The sequence below is a fragment of the Yinghuangia sp. YIM S09857 genome, assembly GCF_051388915.1.
Lineage (GTDB): Bacteria > Actinomycetota > Actinomycetes > Streptomycetales > Streptomycetaceae > Yinghuangia.
In genome coordinates this window covers 498474-515996 of record NZ_JBPKBH010000004.1, presented here as the reverse complement: position 1 = coordinate 515996, position 17523 = coordinate 498474, and the positions used below count along the sequence as shown (strand labels likewise).

16 protein-coding genes and 1 riboswitch are annotated in these 17523 nt (G+C 71.7%); of the genes, 9 read left to right on the top strand and 7 right to left on the bottom strand.

Annotated features, from left to right (window positions below; translation table 11 throughout):
• Nucleotides 1-145 precede the first annotated feature (145 nt).
• Nucleotides 146-622, top strand: coding sequence for a cupin domain-containing protein (locus tag ACRX5S_RS11185; protein WP_436772688.1), 477 nt, complete (start codon nt 146-148; stop codon nt 620-622).
• A gap of 43 nt (nt 623-665) precedes the next feature.
• On the opposite strand, the gene ACRX5S_RS11180 is transcribed toward ACRX5S_RS11185, so the two are convergent.
• The gene (locus tag ACRX5S_RS11180) at nt 666-1853 is read right to left on the bottom strand and encodes a hypothetical protein (RefSeq protein WP_436772687.1); all 1188 of its coding nucleotides are present in this window, start codon (nt 1851-1853) and stop codon (nt 666-668) included.
• A gap of 129 nt (nt 1854-1982) precedes the next feature.
• Complete coding sequence (locus ACRX5S_RS11175; RefSeq protein WP_436772686.1) at nt 1983-2570, bottom strand: TetR/AcrR family transcriptional regulator; 588 nt, start codon at nt 2568-2570, stop codon at nt 1983-1985.
• A 207-nt stretch (nt 2571-2777) separates the two neighbouring features.
• Here ACRX5S_RS11175 and ACRX5S_RS11170 point away from each other — a divergent pair, with 207 nt between their 5' ends.
• Nucleotides 2778-3845, top strand: a complete 1068-nt coding sequence (locus ACRX5S_RS11170) for a DNA alkylation repair protein (RefSeq protein WP_436772685.1) — start codon at nt 2778-2780, stop codon at nt 3843-3845.
• A gap of 83 nt (nt 3846-3928) precedes the next feature.
• Here ACRX5S_RS11170 and ACRX5S_RS11165 read toward each other — a convergent pair whose 3' ends face one another.
• The 3 genes from ACRX5S_RS11165 to ACRX5S_RS11155 form a co-directional block, all read right to left on the bottom strand.
• Nucleotides 3929-4711 carry a DUF899 domain-containing protein gene (locus tag ACRX5S_RS11165; protein ID WP_436772684.1) on the bottom strand — a complete coding sequence of 261 codons (783 nt, stop codon included), beginning with the start codon at nt 4709-4711 and terminating at the stop codon, nt 3929-3931.
• A 168-nt stretch (nt 4712-4879) separates the two neighbouring features.
• Nucleotides 4880-5815, bottom strand: coding sequence for an NADP-dependent oxidoreductase (locus tag ACRX5S_RS11160; RefSeq protein WP_436772683.1), 936 nt, complete (start codon nt 5813-5815; stop codon nt 4880-4882).
• Between the two features lie 112 nt (nt 5816-5927).
• Nucleotides 5928-7436, bottom strand: a complete 1509-nt coding sequence (locus ACRX5S_RS11155) for a basic amino acid/polyamine antiporter (protein WP_436772682.1) — start codon at nt 7434-7436, stop codon at nt 5928-5930.
• Nucleotides 7437-7774: 338 nt separating this feature from the next.
• Between ACRX5S_RS11155 and arcA the strand changes: the two genes are divergently transcribed.
• Both arcA and ACRX5S_RS11145 read left to right on the top strand, forming a co-directional pair.
• Entirely contained in the window at nt 7775-9037 is a 1263-nt protein-coding gene (gene arcA / locus ACRX5S_RS11150) for an arginine deiminase (protein WP_436772681.1), read from the top strand.
• A 180-nt stretch (nt 9038-9217) separates the two neighbouring features.
• Nucleotides 9218-10528 (top strand): TerD family protein, encoded by a 1311-nt coding sequence (locus tag ACRX5S_RS11145; RefSeq protein ID WP_436772680.1) that lies wholly within the window; start codon nt 9218-9220, stop codon nt 10526-10528.
• A 69-nt stretch (nt 10529-10597) separates the two neighbouring features.
• Here the strand turns inward: ACRX5S_RS11145 and ACRX5S_RS11140 are convergent, their stop codons facing one another.
• A complete protein-coding gene (locus ACRX5S_RS11140) occupies nt 10598-11122 on the bottom strand; it encodes a flavoprotein (RefSeq protein WP_436772679.1) in 525 nt (174 codons plus the stop codon).
• Nucleotides 11123-11411: 289 nt separating this feature from the next.
• Between ACRX5S_RS11140 and ACRX5S_RS11135 the strand changes: the two genes are divergently transcribed.
• The gene (locus ACRX5S_RS11135) at nt 11412-11771 is read left to right on the top strand and encodes a DUF6204 family protein (RefSeq protein ID WP_436772678.1); all 360 of its coding nucleotides are present in this window, start codon (nt 11412-11414) and stop codon (nt 11769-11771) included.
• Nucleotides 11772-11898: 127 nt separating this feature from the next.
• Here ACRX5S_RS11135 and ACRX5S_RS11130 read toward each other — a convergent pair whose 3' ends face one another.
• The gene (locus ACRX5S_RS11130) at nt 11899-13212 is read right to left on the bottom strand and encodes an aminotransferase class I/II-fold pyridoxal phosphate-dependent enzyme (protein ID WP_436772677.1); all 1314 of its coding nucleotides are present in this window, start codon (nt 13210-13212) and stop codon (nt 11899-11901) included.
• 294 nt (nt 13213-13506) lie between these two features.
• On the opposite strand from ACRX5S_RS11130, the gene ACRX5S_RS11125 reads away from it, so the two are divergent.
• The 4 genes from ACRX5S_RS11125 (at nt 13507) to ACRX5S_RS11110 (ending at nt 17338) form a co-directional block, all read left to right on the top strand.
• Nucleotides 13507-14211 carry a pyridoxamine 5'-phosphate oxidase family protein gene (locus tag ACRX5S_RS11125; protein WP_436772676.1) on the top strand — a complete coding sequence of 235 codons (705 nt, stop codon included), beginning with the start codon at nt 13507-13509 and terminating at the stop codon, nt 14209-14211.
• Nucleotides 14212-14315: 104 nt separating this feature from the next.
• Nucleotides 14316-14882 carry a helix-turn-helix domain-containing protein gene (locus ACRX5S_RS11120; RefSeq protein ID WP_436772675.1) on the top strand — a complete coding sequence of 189 codons (567 nt, stop codon included), beginning with the start codon at nt 14316-14318 and terminating at the stop codon, nt 14880-14882.
• Nucleotides 14879-15487, top strand: coding sequence for a GNAT family N-acetyltransferase (locus tag ACRX5S_RS11115; protein WP_436772674.1), 609 nt, complete (start codon nt 14879-14881; stop codon nt 15485-15487). The genes ACRX5S_RS11120 and ACRX5S_RS11115 overlap by 4 nt, the downstream gene beginning before the upstream one ends.
• A gap of 348 nt (nt 15488-15835) precedes the next feature.
• Nucleotides 15836-16024: riboswitch (cyclic di-AMP (ydaO/yuaA leader) on the top strand.
• A gap of 3 nt (nt 16025-16027) precedes the next feature.
• Nucleotides 16028-17338 carry a transglycosylase family protein gene (locus ACRX5S_RS11110; RefSeq protein WP_436772673.1) on the top strand — a complete coding sequence of 437 codons (1311 nt, stop codon included), beginning with the start codon at nt 16028-16030 and terminating at the stop codon, nt 17336-17338.
• Nucleotides 17339-17523: the final 185 nt, after the last annotated feature.

Here is a 17523-nt window from a genome sequence, read left to right as displayed (position 1 = left end):
CCCCCCCCCCCCCCCCCCCCCCCCCCCCCCCCCCCCCCCCCCCCCCCCCCCCAGGGCCGTGCTCGGGTGGCTCGTGCCGACCGTCCTTTTGGTACAAAGGGACGTCCGTCAGCGCCGACGGCGTGGCACGCGCGAGGAGAGTCCGATGGCCGCCGAGGAGATCATCCGCAGGTACGACCTCGCGCCGCACCCGGAAGGCGGCTTCTTCCGGCGGATCTACACCAGCCCGCACACGGTCGCGCTGCCGTACGGCGAACGTCCGACGGCGACCTCCATCTACTACCTGCTGACCGCCGGCGAGCCGATCTCCCGGCTGCACCGCAACCGCAGCGACATCCTGCACCACCTCATCGACGGCGGCCCGGTCGACTACGTCACCCTGGACGACCGGGGCGAACTCACCCGGACGCGCCTGGCCCCGGACGGCGAACGCAGCCTCGTGGTGCCGGGCGGGGTCTGGAAGGCGTCCAGTCTGCCGCCGGATGTCGACTACGCCCTCGTGGCCGAGTTGGTCACCCCGGGGTTCTCCTTCGACGACCATGAGTTCGCGCCGGAGGCTCTTCTTGCCGAGCACCCAGGGCATGCGGCGACGCTCACCCCCTATGTCCTGTGGCACGTGTAAAAAGGGGTTCGGGCCCGCGCAGACCAAGCCCCGCGCGTCGCGATCAGCGGGCCGCGCGCAGGCGGTACGCCTCGCGCCACAGCAGCGACGTGAGCGTCTGACCGCGGCGGCGGTCGGGGCGGAACAGGAGGCGGCGGCCGTCGGTGACCTGAATCGCCCCGACGATCAGGTCCGGTGGCAGGTGCGACGCGCGCACCTGGCTGTCCGGCTGCCGCAGCGCCGCCGGTACCACCGGTGCCGGAACGGCGTGGTCCGCGGTCCAGGCGCGCGGCAGGCCGGGGGCCTGCCGAGGGAACTCGGCGTACCAGTCGCGCCAGGTCCACGGCGGGGCCGCGCACTCGCGCAGGAGGAAGAACCGCTCGACCGCGGCAGCCGGATACGGTTCGACGTGTGCCTGGAGGGCACGTACGACGAAGGCGAGATCGTCGGCCAGCGGGCGGTCGAGCGACGACATGGACAGCACGGGTGGGCTCGCCGCGAGGCCGCTTCGAGGTAGCCCGGTGCGCGCGGCGAGCGCCTCACAGAAGTCCGCAAATCCGGGGTGGTCCGCGAGCGGCGTGAGCACGAACTCGTAGCTGAAGACGTCGGCGACGCAATGCTCGCAGGACCGCGAGGTACTGTCCTCCTCGATCCACTCGGGCAGGGTGATGCCGTGGGCGTTCAGCACGCGTCGGCGTCTGTGCTCCCGGCGCGCGTCGTAGTAGGGCGTCACGTTCATCACGCGGATGTATTCGTCGAGGAACCGCAGCCATTGGCCTGGTGTCAGGTCCTCCCGCAACTCCGGCGCACGGTGGCGGACACGCGTTTCGATCGCCGCCATGACGTCGCGCGGCTCGAAGGCCGTGGCCCGCCGGTCCGCGAGGCTCCTCCCGAGCCAGTACAGCAGGCACCACCTCGACAGCGAGCCGGTGTGCCAGGGTGTGAGCCGGTCGCGTACCCGCTGTGCCTGCCACGCGATGTCGAACTCCGTGTTGGTCACCACCTCCTGCACCAGGTCGAGCCGGTGCGGGGGCAGATCGGCCACGACGATGTGCCCCGGCTGCGCACGGCGGTGCCGCCGTTCGGGCCCCAGTTCCCCGAAGGCGAACGTCATCGGGTCACCACCGCGGCCCGCGACCGGGGTGGTGCTCAGGAACACCCCGCGTTCGGGCTCGTGCGGAAGCGGGCGAAGCCCCAGGCGCAGTATGGAAGCCAGGCAATCGTCGGTCGTCCCGTGGAAGAGCAGTGCCATGTGGGCACTCTAGGACGGCTGCTTGGGGGACACGGAACGCCTGCGCTGAACGGCTGTTCTGTCGGTCCGTTTCGCGACGTCGGCCGGCGGCCTCGGTGAGCGTCACCGGCGGGGACCTCGGCGTCCGGGTCAGACACGGAAGGGGTGCAGGGTGTCTTCGATGTCGGTGCGCAGGAGGGCAAGGGGGTCGCCTTCGCCGTCCACGGCCCAGAGCATGAGGGTTCCGCTGAAGACGACGTGCAGGGTGCGGGCGGTGCGGGAGGTGTCCATGGCGTCGCGCAACTCGCCTGCGAATACCGCCTCGTCGAGCAGGGCGGCGGTCGCCTTGCGGAAGGCGGCGGCCTGGGCGGCGGCGTGGGCGCGGAACTCCGGGTCGGTGAGGTCGAGTTGCAGGAACGCCAGGTTGTTGGCCATCTCCTGGGGGGTGCTCGTGCCGACCGCCATCGCGGCGTACGCGTCGTGCAGGGCCTTGACGGGTGAGTCGGGGGCGGCGGTACGGGCGCGGGCGAACGCGGCTCTGGTGTCGTCCGGCGCGCGTTCGGCGAGGGCGAGCAGGAGGCCGCGCTTGGAGCCGAAGCGTTGGACGAGGGTTGCGGGCGCCAGCCCGGCTTCCTTGGCGACGGCACCCAGGGTCAGGCTGTTGGGCCCGTGCTGCCCGATGGCTCGCGCGGTCGCCTGGAGAATCGCCTCGTCGCTGGTCGTACGTGGTCGTGCCATCCCTGAGCCCTTTCGGTTGTGGTGAGAGATTGGTGGCCGTCGGCTATCCGGTTTCCGACGCGCGTCGGGTTAGTAAACGTACGTTCGTTTACTTGCTGTGACGGTAGCGCAGGGACCTGGGGTTTGTAAATGCATGTTCGTTTACTAATGCGGGCGGCAGGTGGCGCGCCCACCAACGCTGTCAGACCGAGATGGCACCCTGCCCCCATGGCTCAGCCCCTCAAGGACATGATCAACGCGCAATCGGTCGCGACCCTCGCGGACGGGATCGCCGCCGCCCGCGCGGCCTTCCCGCGCGACCGCTTCGTCGCCACCGCACTCGACGGCCTGGAGGGCCTGGAGCTCAAAAGCCGGGTACGCCACGTCGCCCGCGCCCTGCACACCACCCTCGACCTCCCCTTCCCCGAGGCCGCCCCCGTCCTCCGTGAAGCCGCCGCCCACGTCCGCCTCGACATGTGGAGCGGCTGGCCCGCCACCGACTACATCGCCGAGTACGGCGTCGCGCACCTCGACGAGGCCATGGCCACGATCGCGGTCATCACGCCGTACGCCACCGGCGAGTTCGCCGTACGCCCCTACCTCGACCGCTACCGCGAGACCGCGCTCGCCACCATGCGCGGCTGGGCCGACTCCGACGACGAACACCTCCGCCGCCTCGCCTCCGAGGGAACACGCCCGCGCCTGCCCTGGGGTACGCGCGTCCGCTGGCTGATGGACGCAACCGGCCCCACGCTGCCCATCCTCGATCACCTGCGCGACGACCCCAGCGAGTACGTCCGCCGCTCGGTCGCCAACCACGTCAACGACATCGCGAAGGACGACCCGGCCACCGCGGTCGCGCTGCTCGCCCGCTGGCAGGTCGCGGGCGGCACGCACACCGACCGCGTCCTGCGCCACGCCGTACGCGGCCTGCTGCGCACCGGCCACCCCGAGGCCCTGACCCTCGTCGGCGCGGCACACGGCACCGGACGCGTAGACGCCCTCACCGCCGACCCCACCGTCGCGGTGGGCGACCGCCTCCCCTTCAAGGTGACCGTACGCGCCGACGCCCCCGGCGCCCTGGTGCTCAGGTACGCGGTGGTGCGCGACGGTTCGCGCCGCGTGTTCCACCTGGGCGAACGCCTCGCCGAGGCCGAAGGCGACACGTTCACCCTCGCCAAGGCCCACTCGTTCCGTCCGGTCACCACCCGCACGGAACCGCCGGGTCCGCGAACCCTGGAGATCATCGTCAACGGTGAACCCCGCGCCACCGCGGCGTTCACCCTCACCCCCTGACCGGGGCCCAGGCAGCGAAGGCCCTGGAGCCGCCGGGTAGTTGCCCCGGCGGCTCCCCATGGGGCGAAGGTCTCACGCTTCCGTCAGTGGCACGCCCCGCCACGCCCCAACGTCTCCACCGGCGTCGCCCCCGGCCTGGTCCACTGCGGCACAGGCCGACTGGTCGGACCCCACGTCGACTCCCCGTCCGCGTCCGTGCGCCAGTACCAGCACGCGTGCCGCCCCTCGGGCCGACCCTCCGGCTGGTCCTCCCACGTCTCGCCGCGGCCGTACGGCGTCATGTCGAGCAGCCCGAAGGAGCCGTTCACCACCTCGATGCCACGGCCGGTGGTCGAGTAGGTGAGGAACGTACGGTCCCCGTCACGCAGATAGGCGGTGAGGTACCCCATGTCGCCCCCGGCCGGGCCCGCCACGCCGCGCACCGAGTACCAGGGTTCGGTGTAGCCCATGAAGTCGACGTACGCCGCGACTTCGTCCCATGCGCCGGTCGTCAGCACCGCATACGAGACACCGCGCGCGTTGAGGTAGACGGCGTCCTTCACGTGCCATGCGCAGGCCGTGCAGCCCTCGCACTGCCCTTGGTGCGGCGCCCCGTCGTACCACATGTGCTTGTAGACGACGAGTTCGTCGCGGCCCTGGAAGAGGTCCAGGAACGGGACGGGACCGTCGGGCCCGACGATTTCGACGGTCCCGTCGAACTCCACCATCGGCAGGCGGCGTCGGGCCGCCGCGATGGCGTCGCCTTCGCGCGTGTGGGCCTTTTCGCGGACGAGGAGCTCGTCGCGGGCGGCCTGCCAAGTGGCGAGGTCGACGACGGGCGGGAGTCCGGTCTTCGAGGTGGTCTGTTCGTCCGGTGCGGGGGTCATGCGCTCTCCTGATGTCCTCGGCGACGGCGACGCTTCGCGTCCTCCAAGTACAGACTCGATCGGACGCCCGAACTCATCGCTCCGGACGCCACGACCACCCGGCCGGCCGAACCACCGCCGTCACGAATCGCCGCCGTCACGAATCGCCGCCGTCACGAATCGCCGCCGTCACGAATCGCCGCCGTCGGGCAGGAGAACGATCTTGCCGCGCGTGTGCCCCGTGCGACTGGCGTCCCAAGCCGCCCGGACCTCGGCGAACGGGTACGTCGCGGCGACCTCCACGCGCAGCTTGCCCCGGTCCACCAGCTCGCCCAGCTCGGCGAGTTTCGCGCCGTCCGGACGTACCCAGATCCAACTGCCGCCGTGCTGCTCGACGGTGTTGTCCGCGATCGACGCGTGCCGACCGTCCGGCGCGAGGACCGCGAGGGTGGTTTCCAGCTGTCCGCCGACGAAGTCCGCGACGGCGGTGGCCCCTTCGGGTGCGAGGTCGCGAATGCGTTCGACGACGCCTTCCCCGTACGCGGTCGGCTCGGCGCCCAACTCGCGCAGGTAGTCGTGGTTGCGCTCCGACGCGGTCCCGATCACCCGGGCGCCCTTCTCGCGCGCGAACTGCACGCCGATGCTGCCCACTCCCCCGGCGGCCCCGTGGATCACCACCACGTCGCCGGGTCCCACTCCCAGACGTTCCAAGGTGCGTTGCGCGGTCATGCCGGCGAGCGGCAGACCCGCGGCGGCGGGCCAGTCCAGGGCGGCGGGCTTGCGGGCCGCCGACGCCGCGTTGACCGCGACGAGTTCGGCGTACGTCCCGCCGTGCACCATGTCCTTGCGGGCGTACGCCATCACCTCGTCGCCGATCTCGAACTCCGGCGCGTCGGGCCCGCGCGCGACGACCACGCCGGCCACGTCCCACCCGGGGACCACCGGGAAGACGGCGTCCATCATGCCGTCGAGCTTGCCCGTCATCAGCTTCCAGTCCACCGGGTTGACCGCCGCGGCACGCACCCGCACGAGAATCTGGCCCGGACCGCACTTGGGATCGGGCATCTCGGTGACGGACAGGCCGGAGTCATCGGTGGCGTACGCGTTGTAGGTCACGGCTCGCATGCGTCGGAATCCCCTTGTCGGTGGCGTGAGTTCGGTCGGTTTGTCGAAGTCGGTGCGGAAATCCAGCCGGAACAGGTTCAGTTGACCAGGCGTCGTACGCCCCCACTCGTCCTCACAGCTCGATCCACCCCGCGGCCAGCGCCGTGACCCCCGCGACGGCCCCCGCGATCGAGAAGACCAGCAGCGCGAGTTCCGGACGCGAGAACCAACGCCGGCCCTGCTCCCGGCGGGCCATGACGAAAAGGATCGTCGCCGGGGCGTACACGATGAACGAGACCAGCACGTACTTCATCCCTGCGGCGTACAGCAGAAACGCGGTGTAGACCGTGGCGATGACGCTGATGACGAGGTCACGCCCACTCCCGCCGCCCCCATCGGCGTTCGCCCCGGGCGCCGGCCGCCCCGACCCTGTCCCCGACCCCGCTCCGAATCCGAACCCCGGCCCCGCCGCGATCTTGACGGCGAACAACGCCGCCAGCAGAAACGGGATAAGCGACAGCGCGCTCGTCATATTGAGCGCGAAATCGAAGGCGTCGTCCGAGAACAGCGTGACGATCAACACGACTTGGGTCAGCAGCGTCGACATGAGCAGCGCCGCCGTCGGCACGTCCTCCGGCGTGGCGCGTCCGAGGAACCGCGGCATGTCGTCGTCCTTCGCGGCCACGAACAGCACTTCGGCCGCCATCAGGGTCCATGCCAGGTACGCCCCGAGCACCGACACGATGAGCCCGACGCTGATGAAGACCTCGCCCCACGTGCCCACCGCGTCCTCAAGAACACCCGCCATCGAAGGCTGCCGCAGCTCGGCGATCTCGTCCATCGGCATGATCCCGTACGACACGATCGTCACCGATGCGAACACCGCGAAGACGCTGAGGAACCCGAGGATCGTCGCGCGCCCCACGTCCTCACGGCGCTTGGCGTGCCGCGAATAGACGCTCGCACCCTCGACGCCGAGGAAGACGAAGACGGTCGCGAGCATGGTGCCGCGCACCTGGTCGAAGAGCGAGCCGGTGTAGTCGGCGCCCGTGACGTTGTCGGCGAAGACCCCCGGGTCGAGGTAGAAGAGCGCCAGGACGACGAAGAAGAGGATCGGCACGATCTTGGCGACCGTGACGATCCGGTTGATCGCCGCGGCCTCCTTCACGCCGCGCCGGATCAGCAGGAAGAACCCCCACAGCCCGACCGAGGAGAGCACCACCGCGAGCACGGTGTCGCCGTCGCCCAGCACGGGGGCGATGGCGCCGATGGTGGACATGATGAGGACCCAGTACGTCGCGTTCCCCACGCACGCGCTCGCCCAGTAGCCGAAAGCCGAGAAGAAGCCGGGGTACTCGCCGAAACCGGCCTTGGCGTACGCGTACACACCCGCGTCCAGGTCCGGCCGCCGCACCGCGAGCGTCTGGAACACGAAGGCGAGCATCAGCATGCCGGTGCCCGCGATCGCCCACGCGATCAGCGCCCCGGTGACCCCGGTCTCCTGCGCGAAGCGGCGCGGCAGGGAGAACACCCCGGCGCCGACCATGGAGCCGACCACGAGTGCGGTGAGCGTCGGCACGGAGAGCTTCACAGCACCGCCCGCCCCCGACGCACTCGATCCCGAGGTGCCCGACGCCGACATGCCCGATCCCGACGTGCCCGATCCCGAGGTTCGCGACCCCGACGTGCCCGACCCCTGCCTGCCCGATCCCTGCGAACCTGGTTCCTTCGTGCCCTCGGGGCCCGTCATTCGCGTCCTCCGCGGTCGCCGACCGATGGCCACACCCTAGAAGAACCGCATGAATTCACACTGAAACGCCACAAACAATATGAAGAACTGTCAGATCGCGTTTATCCCCGTAGCTAACCGATCACTCTCCCGGGAGCGCCGCCGCGGCGGAGCCGTGCCCGGAAGCACCCGTACGCACCCGACCGCGTCCGGCACCGCCGCCGCAGACCCGCGAAAGGCAAGGTGACCGCATGGCCGCTCCGGCCGACTCCCCCGTCCAGGCGTACGGCGTGCACTCCGAAGTGGGCCGGCTCCGCAAGGTCCTGGTCTGCGCCCCCGGCCTCGCGCACCGCAGGCTGACGCCCACAAACGCCGACGAGCTCCTCTTCGACGACGTCATGTGGGTGGAGAACGCGCAGCGCGACCACGCCGACTTCGTCGACAAGCTGACCTCGCGCGGCGTCGAGGTCGTGGAGCTGCACGCGCTGCTGGCCGAGACCATGGCCATCCCGGACGCGAAGGCGTGGCTGCTGGACCGCAAGATCACCGCGAACCAGGTCGGCCTGGGCCTCATCGAGACCACCCGGGCGTTCCTGGAGACGCTGGAGGCACGGCAGCTCGCGGAGTACCTGATCGGCGGGCTGGCCACCGCCGACCTGCCGGAGGAGTTCCGGCCGCCGTACGTGCTGCTCGCCCGCGAGCAGGTCGGCTCCCGCGAGTACCTGATGCCCCCACTGCCCAACACCCTCTACACGCGCGACACCACGTGCTGGCTGTACGGCGGCCTCACCCTCAACCCCCTCTACTGGCAGGCCCGACGCGACGAGACCCTGCTGATGAAGGCGATCTACACGTTCCACCCCGACTACGCGGGGTCGACCGTGTGGTGGGGCGATCCCGAACAGGACTGGGAACAGGCGACGTTCGAGGGCGGCGACATCATGCCGGTGGGCGGCGGCGTGGTCCTGATGGGGATGAGCGAGCGCACCTCGCGGCAGGCCATCACGCAGGTCGCCGCCGCGCTGTTCGCGCGCGGCGCGGCCGACCGGGTGATCGTCGCGGGCATGCCCAAGCTGCGGGCGGCCATGCACCTGGACACGGTGTTCACCTTCGCCGACCGCGACGTCGTCACGCTCTACCCGCGGATCATGGACGCCGTACGCACGTTCACGCTGCGCCCCGCGGACAACGCGGCGGGGCTGGACGTGACGGCGGAGGAGGGCCGGGCGTTCACGGACGTGGTGGCGAAGGCGCTGGGCCTTTCCGCGCTTCGCGTCATCGAGACCGGCGGCGATGAGTACGCGTCGGAGCGGCAGCAGTGGGACAGCGGCAACAACGCGGTGGCGGTGGAGCCGGGCGTGGTGTTCACGTACGACCGCAACACGACGACGAACACGCTGCTGCGCGAGGCGGGTGTCGAGGTCGTCACGATCGTCGGCGCGGAACTGGGCCGGGGGCGCGGCGGCGGCCACTGCATGACCTGCCCGATCATCCGCGACGCCGTCGACTACTGAGGCGTACCCGGGGTCGAGCCCGGGGCGGCCCCCGCAGTCGCGCCGAGGGTCGCATCCGGGGTCGCTCTGGGCGTGTGCCTGACGGACGGCGTCGATTCCCGTCGGGTAGGTTGCCGTCCGGCGGCGCGTCCGCGCCCACGGCCGCCCACTCGCGGAGGCGCACGGATCGGGGGCCAGCGCATGCGCAGACTGCGGATCGGGGACAGTGCGCACATCGGCGAGGTCGCGCCCGCCGGGGATCTGATGGTCGGCATCAGCGCGTCCGGTCCGGGCGTCGCGCTCCAGGCGGGTTGCCTCGGGCTGGGCGAGGGCTGGCGGCTCCAGGGGGCCCACTACGCGGTCGGGCCCATGCGCGGTGCGTTCCCCGAAGGGGGCGTACGCCTGGTTCCGAGCCACACCGGCGAGCTGCAACTTGTCGTCGATCTGCGCGCGGTGCCCGCCGAGTTGCATCACCTGGTGTTCGTGGCGCACGCCGCCCCGACCGCGCCCGGCGGGCCGACGTACGCGGCAGCGGGACGCATGCGACTGTCCTCGGGCGGCGCGGACACCGCGTACATGGACCTGGACGCGGCCCACATCGCGCCCGGCACGGCGCTGCTGCTCGCGGAGCTCAAGCGGCACGGGGGCGACTGGTGGCTGGGTACGCTGGGGCGACCGTACCCGGGCGGCATCGTGCAGTTGAGTTCGGACCTGGGCATACCGGTGCGGCAACTTCCGTTTCCCACACCGATGTTGGACAACACGAACCCGGCTGCCGGGGCCGCGGCGTACCTCCAGGCGTACCGCGCGCGGACGGCTGCACAGCAGCAACCATCACAGCAGCAGCTCCCGTTCCCGTCGCAACCGCCCGCTCCGCCGCCGTTCCCGGCGCCGTTCGCGCCGGGGGCGGCCGTGCCCGCGGTGAACCCTCCGGCCCCTCCGCTCCCCTCGGTCTCGCACCAAGCAGCCGCGCCCGCACCGCAGTTGCCCGTCCGCCACGACGGCCACGGCAACGCCGCGTTCGAACTCGCCGTACCCATGGGCCTGTTCGCCGTCATGGCCGAGTTCACCCCGGGTGGCCGCGCCGGACGCGGGTTCCTGTACGCCTGCGACGCGTTCGGGCGTACCGCCGGGACGGCCTACTCGACGTATGCGGGCCTGCCCGGCCGAGGTCTGTTCACCGCCCCCGCCGATGGCCGCTGCCGCCTGCGCGTCGAGCACGAAGGCCCGTGGTCCGTGGCGCTGTTGCCGCTCGACGCGGCCCGGTCGATCGGCCCGGTGGTCCAGGGTCAGGGCAGCGACGTCGTGCGCTGGGAGCCACCCGCCGGCCTGCTGAACGTCCAGTTCGACGGCAACGGCCCGATCACCGTCGCGCTGCACAACGGCGCGGGGCGGTGGCTGGAGGACCTGGTCGACGAGAACAACCGGTGCACGCTGCGGCTGCCGATGCGCGATCCCACGCGCTACCTGCACATCCGGACCGACGGGCGCTGGACGCTCGCACGCGGCTGACAGCGGCCGGGCGGGGTCGGCCGGGACGCCTCCGCATGCCGCACCCGACACCGCGGTGCCGTTCAACCCTCAGGGTCGGCCGGGGAGTTCCCGCAGCACCGCCTCCCACCACGCGGTGCCCGGGAGCGTCATCGGTGCGCCTTCGCCGTTGGTGACCAGGCGTACACCCGCCCGCCGCAGCACCGATGCGCTCGTCGGGTAGCGCGGGTGCGCGGCCAGGTCCGCGTTGAAGTACGGCGCCGCGACCATGGGCAACTTGGCGCCCAGCGCCTCGTTCAGCCCGCCGAGTGCCACATTGTCGGAAATACCGGATGTCCACTTGTTGAGCGTGTTGAACGTCAGCGGCGCCGCGAGGACCGCCGACGCCGGCGGGAAGGGCTTCTCCTCCCCGGGCAGGCGCTCCGCGGTCCGCGGGTACCGCCCGGCCGCCTCCGCGATGTCGTCCGCCGACTTCTCCACCCAGCGGGCGGCGGAGGGCGTCAACGTGAGGCACGGGTCCCACCCCCACGCCCGGATGAGGCGCAGTGCGTGCGCGATCTCCAGGACGGGCGGCGCGGCCCCCGCGATGACATGCAGGGCTGGCGGTTGTGGCATGTCAGGAAGCGTAAGCGCTCCCCGGTTCGGACGGGGTGAGGACGGCACGAGGACGGGCACGAGGACGGGCGCGAGGACGGGACGGGCACGGGCACGAGGACGGCATGGGGACAGGCATGGGGACGGGCACGAGGACGGGACGGGCACGGGCACGGCGACGATCGGGGCGCCGTCGGCGCGGGCCGTTTCGACCGCCCGGTCCGCCACCGACACAATCCGCGACGACCGACCGAATCCCGGGCCGGCCAAACCAGTTGGGCATACCGCACGCGAAGGCTAGGGTCCGGTCATGAGCACGCGCACATTCCGCATCACCGTCCGCGGTGTCTTCGCCGGTCTCGACGCCGACCAGCGCGCCGAGCTGCTGGCGCACGCCGCGGAACACGACGTCCTGCGCTCGGCGTTCACCCGCGAAGGGCACCTGGCGTACGACATCGCCGCACGGGACGCGTTCACCTTCCGGTTCGAGGACTCCGGTGAGGCGGAGGAGGACATCGTGCCCGCCACCGCACGCGCGGAGGCGGCCGCTGAGGCGTGGCTGTCGGAGCGCGGCTACGGCTACAAGAACCTGCGCGCGCAGGCGACCGACCTGTCCCAGGCCCCTCTGGGCAAACGTCAGCGCCGCGAGGCCGCCCGCGGCGAGGGCTGACGCCCCGACACCCCGACCGGCCGCTGCGGTGACGGGGTGACCTGGCGACGGGATGCACGGGCTACGACGGACCGGCGGCCGCAGGCGTGTGTCGGCGCACCCACGTCGGCGCCCCACACCCACGCGATCAGACCGCGTGGTAGGCCGCCCCTCCCGTGACGTTCGCGGCCGCGGCCAGAGCCGCCGCGAAAGGCTCGGCCTCGTCCGGCGCCAGTTGGGCGATCGTGACACGCACGGCTGGGGGCGACACGATGCGGAAGCGCTTCCCGGGCGCGATCAGCCAGCCTCGGGCGAGGAGTTCGGCCACCGTGCCGACCTCGTCGCGCACCGGCACCCACACGTTGATGCCCGAGCGGCCGTACGCCCGCATCCCGTGGCGCGCGAGGGCGGCGACCAGCGCCGCGCGGCGTTCCGCGTACGCCTGCCGCGCGCGCTCGACCTGTGCCGCCACCTCGGGCGACGTCCAGGCGTGCGCGACCGCGTGTTGCAGCACGTAACTCACCCATCCGGGCCCGAGGCGCTGGCGCCCGGCGATGCGGCCGATGGTGGTCTCGTCCCCGCATGCGATCGTGCAGCGCAGGTCCGGGCCGTACGCCTTCGCGCTCGACCGCACGTGCACCCAGTGCGCCGTGTCGCCGACCACGGACGCCAACTCCGTTCCTGCGATGGCGTTTCCGTGATCGTCCTGGATCAGCAGCACGTCGGGGTGCGCGGCCAACACCGCCCGAAGTTCCGCCGCCCGTTGGGGTGAGACGGCCGCACCCGTGGGGTTCTGCGCGCGGGCGGTGACGACGAACACCCGGGCCCCGTCGCGGAGTCCGTTCTCCACGTCGTCCGGGACCGGCCCGTCGTCATCGACGCGCACCGGGCGGGCGGTCAGGTTGAGGGCGGCCAGCAGGTCGAGGAAGTTCGCCCAGCCGGGGTCCTCCACAAGGACGGTGTCCCCAGGACGGGTGTGCGCCATGAGCGCGCGTTCGATGGCGTCGAGGGCACCGGAGGTGACGACGAGGTGGTCCGCCGGCACGCCCTCGGCCGCGAGGACCATGCGCGCGGCGTCGCCGAGCGGGCCGTACAGCGGCGGGTGGTTGTAGAGCGGGCGCCACGTCGCCGGATCGGGGAACACCGGGTCGGGCAGCAGCGCCGGATCCGGTTCGCCCATGACCAGCATGCGGGTCCCGGGCGGGGCGGCGGGGCCGAGTGCGTTGCGTTCGGTGGACGCCGGGCGCGGCAGCACGCGCGTACCCGCCCGGCCCTGCGCCTCGACGATGCCGCGCTCGCGCAGCAGGCGGTACGCGGCGGCGACGGTGTTGGGGTTCACGCCGAGCCCCGCGGCCAGGGTCCGCACGGGCGGCAGCGCGTCACCGGGCGCGAGGTCGCCCTGCCGGAGATCGCGCTCGATCGACGCCGCGATCTCGGCGGCGGTACGCCCGGTCGGGGCCACGGCTTCCTCCTGAACTGCGGGTGCTGCTCGTACTGCGGGTGCTGCTCGTACTGCGGGTAATGGCGGTGCCGCCGGCGCTGCGCCGAACAGCGGAGCCACGCACGGCCGCGCAGGTCGGCCGCCCGGCGACCCAACCGCCGGCCCCTGCGTGCCCCGCGTGCCCTGCCGGGCCGTTCAACCACGTCCCGCCGCCGAACCACCCGCTCGCACCCTATTCCGTTGACAGTCCCCCGACCCCTCCGCCTATTGTACTAGCACCAAATCATGATTGACCTAGTACAAAGAGGTTCCGCCATGAGTGTCGCTCGCGAGACCCCCGAGCCGCCGACAACCCCCGACGTCTACGCCCGCACCGAGGTCACCACGCCCACGCGCTACCGCGAGCGCATGCGCTACGACGCGGACACCGTGCACGCGATCCTCGACGAGGCGTTTCTCGCGCACGTCTCCTTCACCGCGTTCGGCCGACCGCAGATCCTGCCGCTGATCTTCGGCCGCGACGCCGGTCGCCTCTACCTCCACGCGTCCAGCGGCTCGCATCTGGCCATCGCGGTACGGCACGCGGGCGACGAGGGGCTGCCGGTCTCGTTCGCGGTGACGCTCGCCGACTCCCTGATCCTGTCGCGCTCGGCCATGCACCACTCCATGGACTACCGCTGCGTGATCGCCCACGGGCCGCTGCGCCGGGTGACCGACCCCGACGAGACCGCGCGCGGCTGGGCGACACTGCTCGACCACCTCATCCCCGGCAGGTACGCCGACAGCCGCCCGCCGAACGCCAAGGAGGCCGCGCAGACCGCACTGTTCGCGCTGGACCTGGCCGACGTGGCCGCGAAGTCCCGCTCACACGGCCTCTCCGAGGACGCCGCGGACCGGCACCTCGACCACTGGGCAGGCGTGATCCCCCTCCGCACCGCCGCCGCGGCCCCCCGCCCCGACACCGGTGCACCTGGCGAGCCCCCCGCCTATCTCAAGGAATGGCTGGCCCGACACGCATGACTCCAGGCCGCACCTCCCCCGGCGCCCCACCCCATCCCCCATGGACACCACACAGGACACCGGGCCGCCCCAACAGATCTCGTATACGGGATAAAGTCCCGAATATGAGAAACGATGTCGATGAACGCCTCGCCCGGCGGCTGACCGCGCTGCGCGTCGAGCGCACCTGGTCCCTGGACGAACTCGCCGGGCGGACCGGGGTCAGCCGCTCCACGCTCTCGCGCCTCGAACGCGCCGAGATCAGCCCGACGGCCGCGCTGCTCAACAAGCTCTGCGCGGCGTACGGCCGCACGATGTCGCGCCTCCTTGCCGAGGTCGAGTCCGACACCGAGCCGGTGCGGGTACTGCGCGCGGACGAGCAGCCGGTCTGGACCGACCGGGCCTCCGGTTTCGTGCGGCGCTCGGTGTCGCCTCCGCATCCGGACCTGCGCGCCGAGATCGTCGAAGGGGAACTCGGGCCGGGCGCGCATATCGCGTACGACGGCCCGCCGACGCCGGGCCTCGAACACCACATCCGCGTCGCCGACGGCACGCTCGCGGTGACCGTCGAGGGGGTTGCGCGCACGCTCACCGAAGGGGACGCGATGAGTTTCCGACTGTGGGGGGCGTCCGCGTACGCCAACCCGGGCGACCGCCCGGTGCGCTACACCCTCGTGGTGGTGGCGCCGTGACGGACGAGGCCGCGGTCCGCATCCACCGCCTGTCGGCCGACGGCTTCGACCGCGCCGCACCCGCGCTCGGGGCGCTTCTCGCGGAGACCGTGGCAGGCGGCGCTTCGCTCGGGTTCCGGATGCCTTTCGCGCCCGCCGACGCGGCCGCGTGGTGGCGGGGTCAGGCGCAGGCCGTTCGGTCCGGTGCGCTTGTCGTGTGGACCGCGTCCGACGAGAGCGGCGGCGCGCCCGGCCACCTGCTCGGCACGGTCGGCCTCGCCTTCAACACGTGGGCGAACGGCGGGCACCGCGCGGACGTCGTCAAGCTGATGGTCCACCGCGACGCCCGCGGGCGGGGCCTGGGACGGACGCTGCTGCGGACCGCCGAGGAGTACGCCGCCGCGACCGGGATCACGTTGCTCATGCTCGACACCGAGGCGGAGAGCCCGGCGGAGCGGCTGTACGCGGCGGCGGGATGGACGCGGTACGGCATTGTGCCCGGGTACGCGGCCGATCCCTCGGGGGCGCTGCGCGACTGCACCTTCTTCTACAAGCCCCTCGGCGGCGACTCCGTGGGCGGTGTCGCTTCGCGCGGGCGCGAGGTGCGCGGTGCGGCGGCGCGGTGACGTCGCGGGCCACCTTTCCCACATCCGGAACGTCCTAATCGCGGAGATCTGTCGGATTCTCATAACTTTGCCCCCGCTTTACCGAATCGACGCTGCATCACACGCGGGCCACTGTGGGTGAGGCGAACATGCCCTCTGTGGCGCGGCGGTCACCGTGCGGAGAAATTTGCACACATACCGGTCGATCCGAACTACACCGCGTGGCCTATTCCCCGTTCCGCGATATTCCCAAACTGGCTTTGCGGGAGGGGGATTTGAGTTGTCGGAGTCCGTCTGCCTACCTTTCTCGGCGTCGGTGTCCCACACATCGGCCCCGCTCGCCGGAACGCCTAATTCTGCCGCCGGCCGAGACGGGGAACGCTGAGAAGCAACCACGGCAGAAGCGGGGGAACCAGGTGAAACGCCGGCCCGGCGACAACCGGGACGGCTTGGGGTGAAGCCGCGCTCGACGGCCCTTTCCGAAGGGCGGACGAGAGCGGCCGGGCAACTCCAGCCCGAATCCGACAGCTCACCTCGCAGGCGTAGGAGAGGAAACGCTTGATGCTGTCCGCAACTCGCACCCGTCTGACCACGAAGTCCCGCATCGCCGTCGCCGCCGGTGTCACCGGCGCCGCGATCGCCGCCCCCCTGATCGGCGCCACGAGCGCGTCCGCCGCGCCCGTCAGCACCTGGGACAAGGTCGCCCAGTGCGAGAGCACCGGCAACTGGTCCATCAACACCGGCAACGGCTTCTACGGTGGGCTTCAGTTCACCAGCTCCACCTGGCGCGAGTTCGGCGGCACGCAGTTCGCCCCGCGCGCCGACCTGGCCACCAAGGACCAGCAGATCGCGATCGCCGAGAAGGTGCTCGCGGGCCAGGGCCCCGGCGCCTGGCCGGTCTGCTCCGTCAAGGCGGGCCTGACCAAGAACAGCGGCACCCCGTCCATCGACACCGGCTCCAACGGCGGCTCGACCGCCAGGACCGAGGCCGCGCCGAAGAGCCAGTCCGGCTCGAAGCTGTCCGAGGACACCAGGTCCGAGGCCCGTTCCGGCGCCAAGACGGGTGCCAAGTCCGAGGCGAAGACCGAGAGCAAGGCTCCCGCGTCCGCGTCGGCCGCCACCACCTCGTACACCGTCGTCGTCGGCGACACCCTCTCGAAGATCGCCGACGCGCAGGACGTCGCCGGCGGCTGGGAGAAGCTGTACGACCTCAACCGCGGCGTCGTCGGCGGCAACCCGAACATGATCTACGCGGGCCAGAAGCTCGCCCTGGCCGGCGGCCAGGCGGCGGCCCCGCAGACCGGTGCCAAGCTCACCGAGGACACCAAGCCCTCGACCGGCGGCACCAAGAACCAGGCCAAGAGCCAGTCCGGCGCCAAGCTGAGCACCGACTCCGGCAGCTCCGCGAAGTCCGGCGGCACCACGGCCAAGAACTCGGGTGACAGCGCCACCGCGTCGTCGTCCTCCGCGTCGGGCTACACCCGTCCGGTCCCGGGCGCGCCGCACGGCTCGTACGGCAACTCGGGCTCGCTGTGGTCGAACGGCCACACCGGCGAGGACTTCTCCGCCGCGTCGGGCACCTCCGTCAAGGCGGTCACCTCCGGCACGGTCGTCAAGTCCGGCTGGGGCGGCGCGTACGGCAACGAGGTCGTCATCAAGCACGCCGACGGCAAGTACAGCCAGTACGGCCACCTGTCGTCCTCGTCCGTGTCGGTCGGCCAGAAGGTCTCGACCGGCCAGCAGATCGGCCTGTCCGGCTCGACCGGCAACTCGACCGGCCCGCACCTGCACTTCGAGATCCGCACCACCCCGAGCTACGGCTCCGACATCAACCCGCTGGCCTACCTGCGCGCCCACGGCGTCAGCATCTGAGCCACGTCTGAGCCATACACCGGACGCCCCGCGCAGTTGTGGGGCTGACGCGGGACCGCAGTAACACCGACGCCCGGCCGGGTCATCCGGCCGGGCGTCGCCGCGTTCCCGCGGTGTCGTGCTCCCGCGTCGCCGCGTCCGCGCGTTGTCGTGCTCCCGGGCTGCCGCGAACCACGCGTACCAAC

Excerpts from the sequence above, each read along its gene's own strand:
- ACRX5S_RS11145 (WP_436772680.1), top strand. The coding sequence starts at position 9,218 with ATGCGCAGACTGCGGATCGGGGACAGTGCGCACATCGGCGAGGTCGCG.
- ACRX5S_RS11185 (WP_436772688.1), top strand. The coding sequence starts at position 146 with ATGGCCGCCGAGGAGATCATCCGCAGGTACGACCTCGCGCCGCACCCG.
- ACRX5S_RS11120 (WP_436772675.1), top strand. The coding sequence starts at position 14,316 with ATGAGAAACGATGTCGATGAACGCCTCGCCCGGCGGCTGACCGCGCTG.
- ACRX5S_RS11110 (WP_436772673.1), top strand. The coding sequence starts at position 16,028 with ATGCTGTCCGCAACTCGCACCCGTCTGACCACGAAGTCCCGCATCGCC.
- ACRX5S_RS11175 (WP_436772686.1), bottom strand. The coding sequence starts at position 2,570 with ATGGCACGACCACGTACGACCAGCGACGAGGCGATTCTCCAGGCGACC.
- ACRX5S_RS11140 (WP_436772679.1), bottom strand. The coding sequence starts at position 11,122 with ATGCCACAACCGCCAGCCCTGCATGTCATCGCGGGGGCCGCGCCGCCC.
- ACRX5S_RS11165 (WP_436772684.1), bottom strand. The coding sequence starts at position 4,711 with ATGACCCCCGCACCGGACGAACAGACCACCTCGAAGACCGGACTCCCG.
- ACRX5S_RS11155 (WP_436772682.1), bottom strand. The coding sequence starts at position 7,436 with ATGTCGGCGTCGGGCACCTCGGGATCGAGTGCGTCGGGGGCGGGCGGT.
- ACRX5S_RS11170 (WP_436772685.1), top strand. The coding sequence starts at position 2,778 with ATGGCTCAGCCCCTCAAGGACATGATCAACGCGCAATCGGTCGCGACC.
- ACRX5S_RS11125 (WP_436772676.1), top strand. The coding sequence starts at position 13,507 with ATGAGTGTCGCTCGCGAGACCCCCGAGCCGCCGACAACCCCCGACGTC.
- ACRX5S_RS11160 (WP_436772683.1), bottom strand. The coding sequence starts at position 5,815 with ATGCGAGCCGTGACCTACAACGCGTACGCCACCGATGACTCCGGCCTG.
- ACRX5S_RS11180 (WP_436772687.1), bottom strand. The coding sequence starts at position 1,853 with ATGGCACTGCTCTTCCACGGGACGACCGACGATTGCCTGGCTTCCATA.
- arcA (WP_436772681.1), top strand. The coding sequence starts at position 7,775 with ATGGCCGCTCCGGCCGACTCCCCCGTCCAGGCGTACGGCGTGCACTCC.
- ACRX5S_RS11135 (WP_436772678.1), top strand. The coding sequence starts at position 11,412 with ATGAGCACGCGCACATTCCGCATCACCGTCCGCGGTGTCTTCGCCGGT.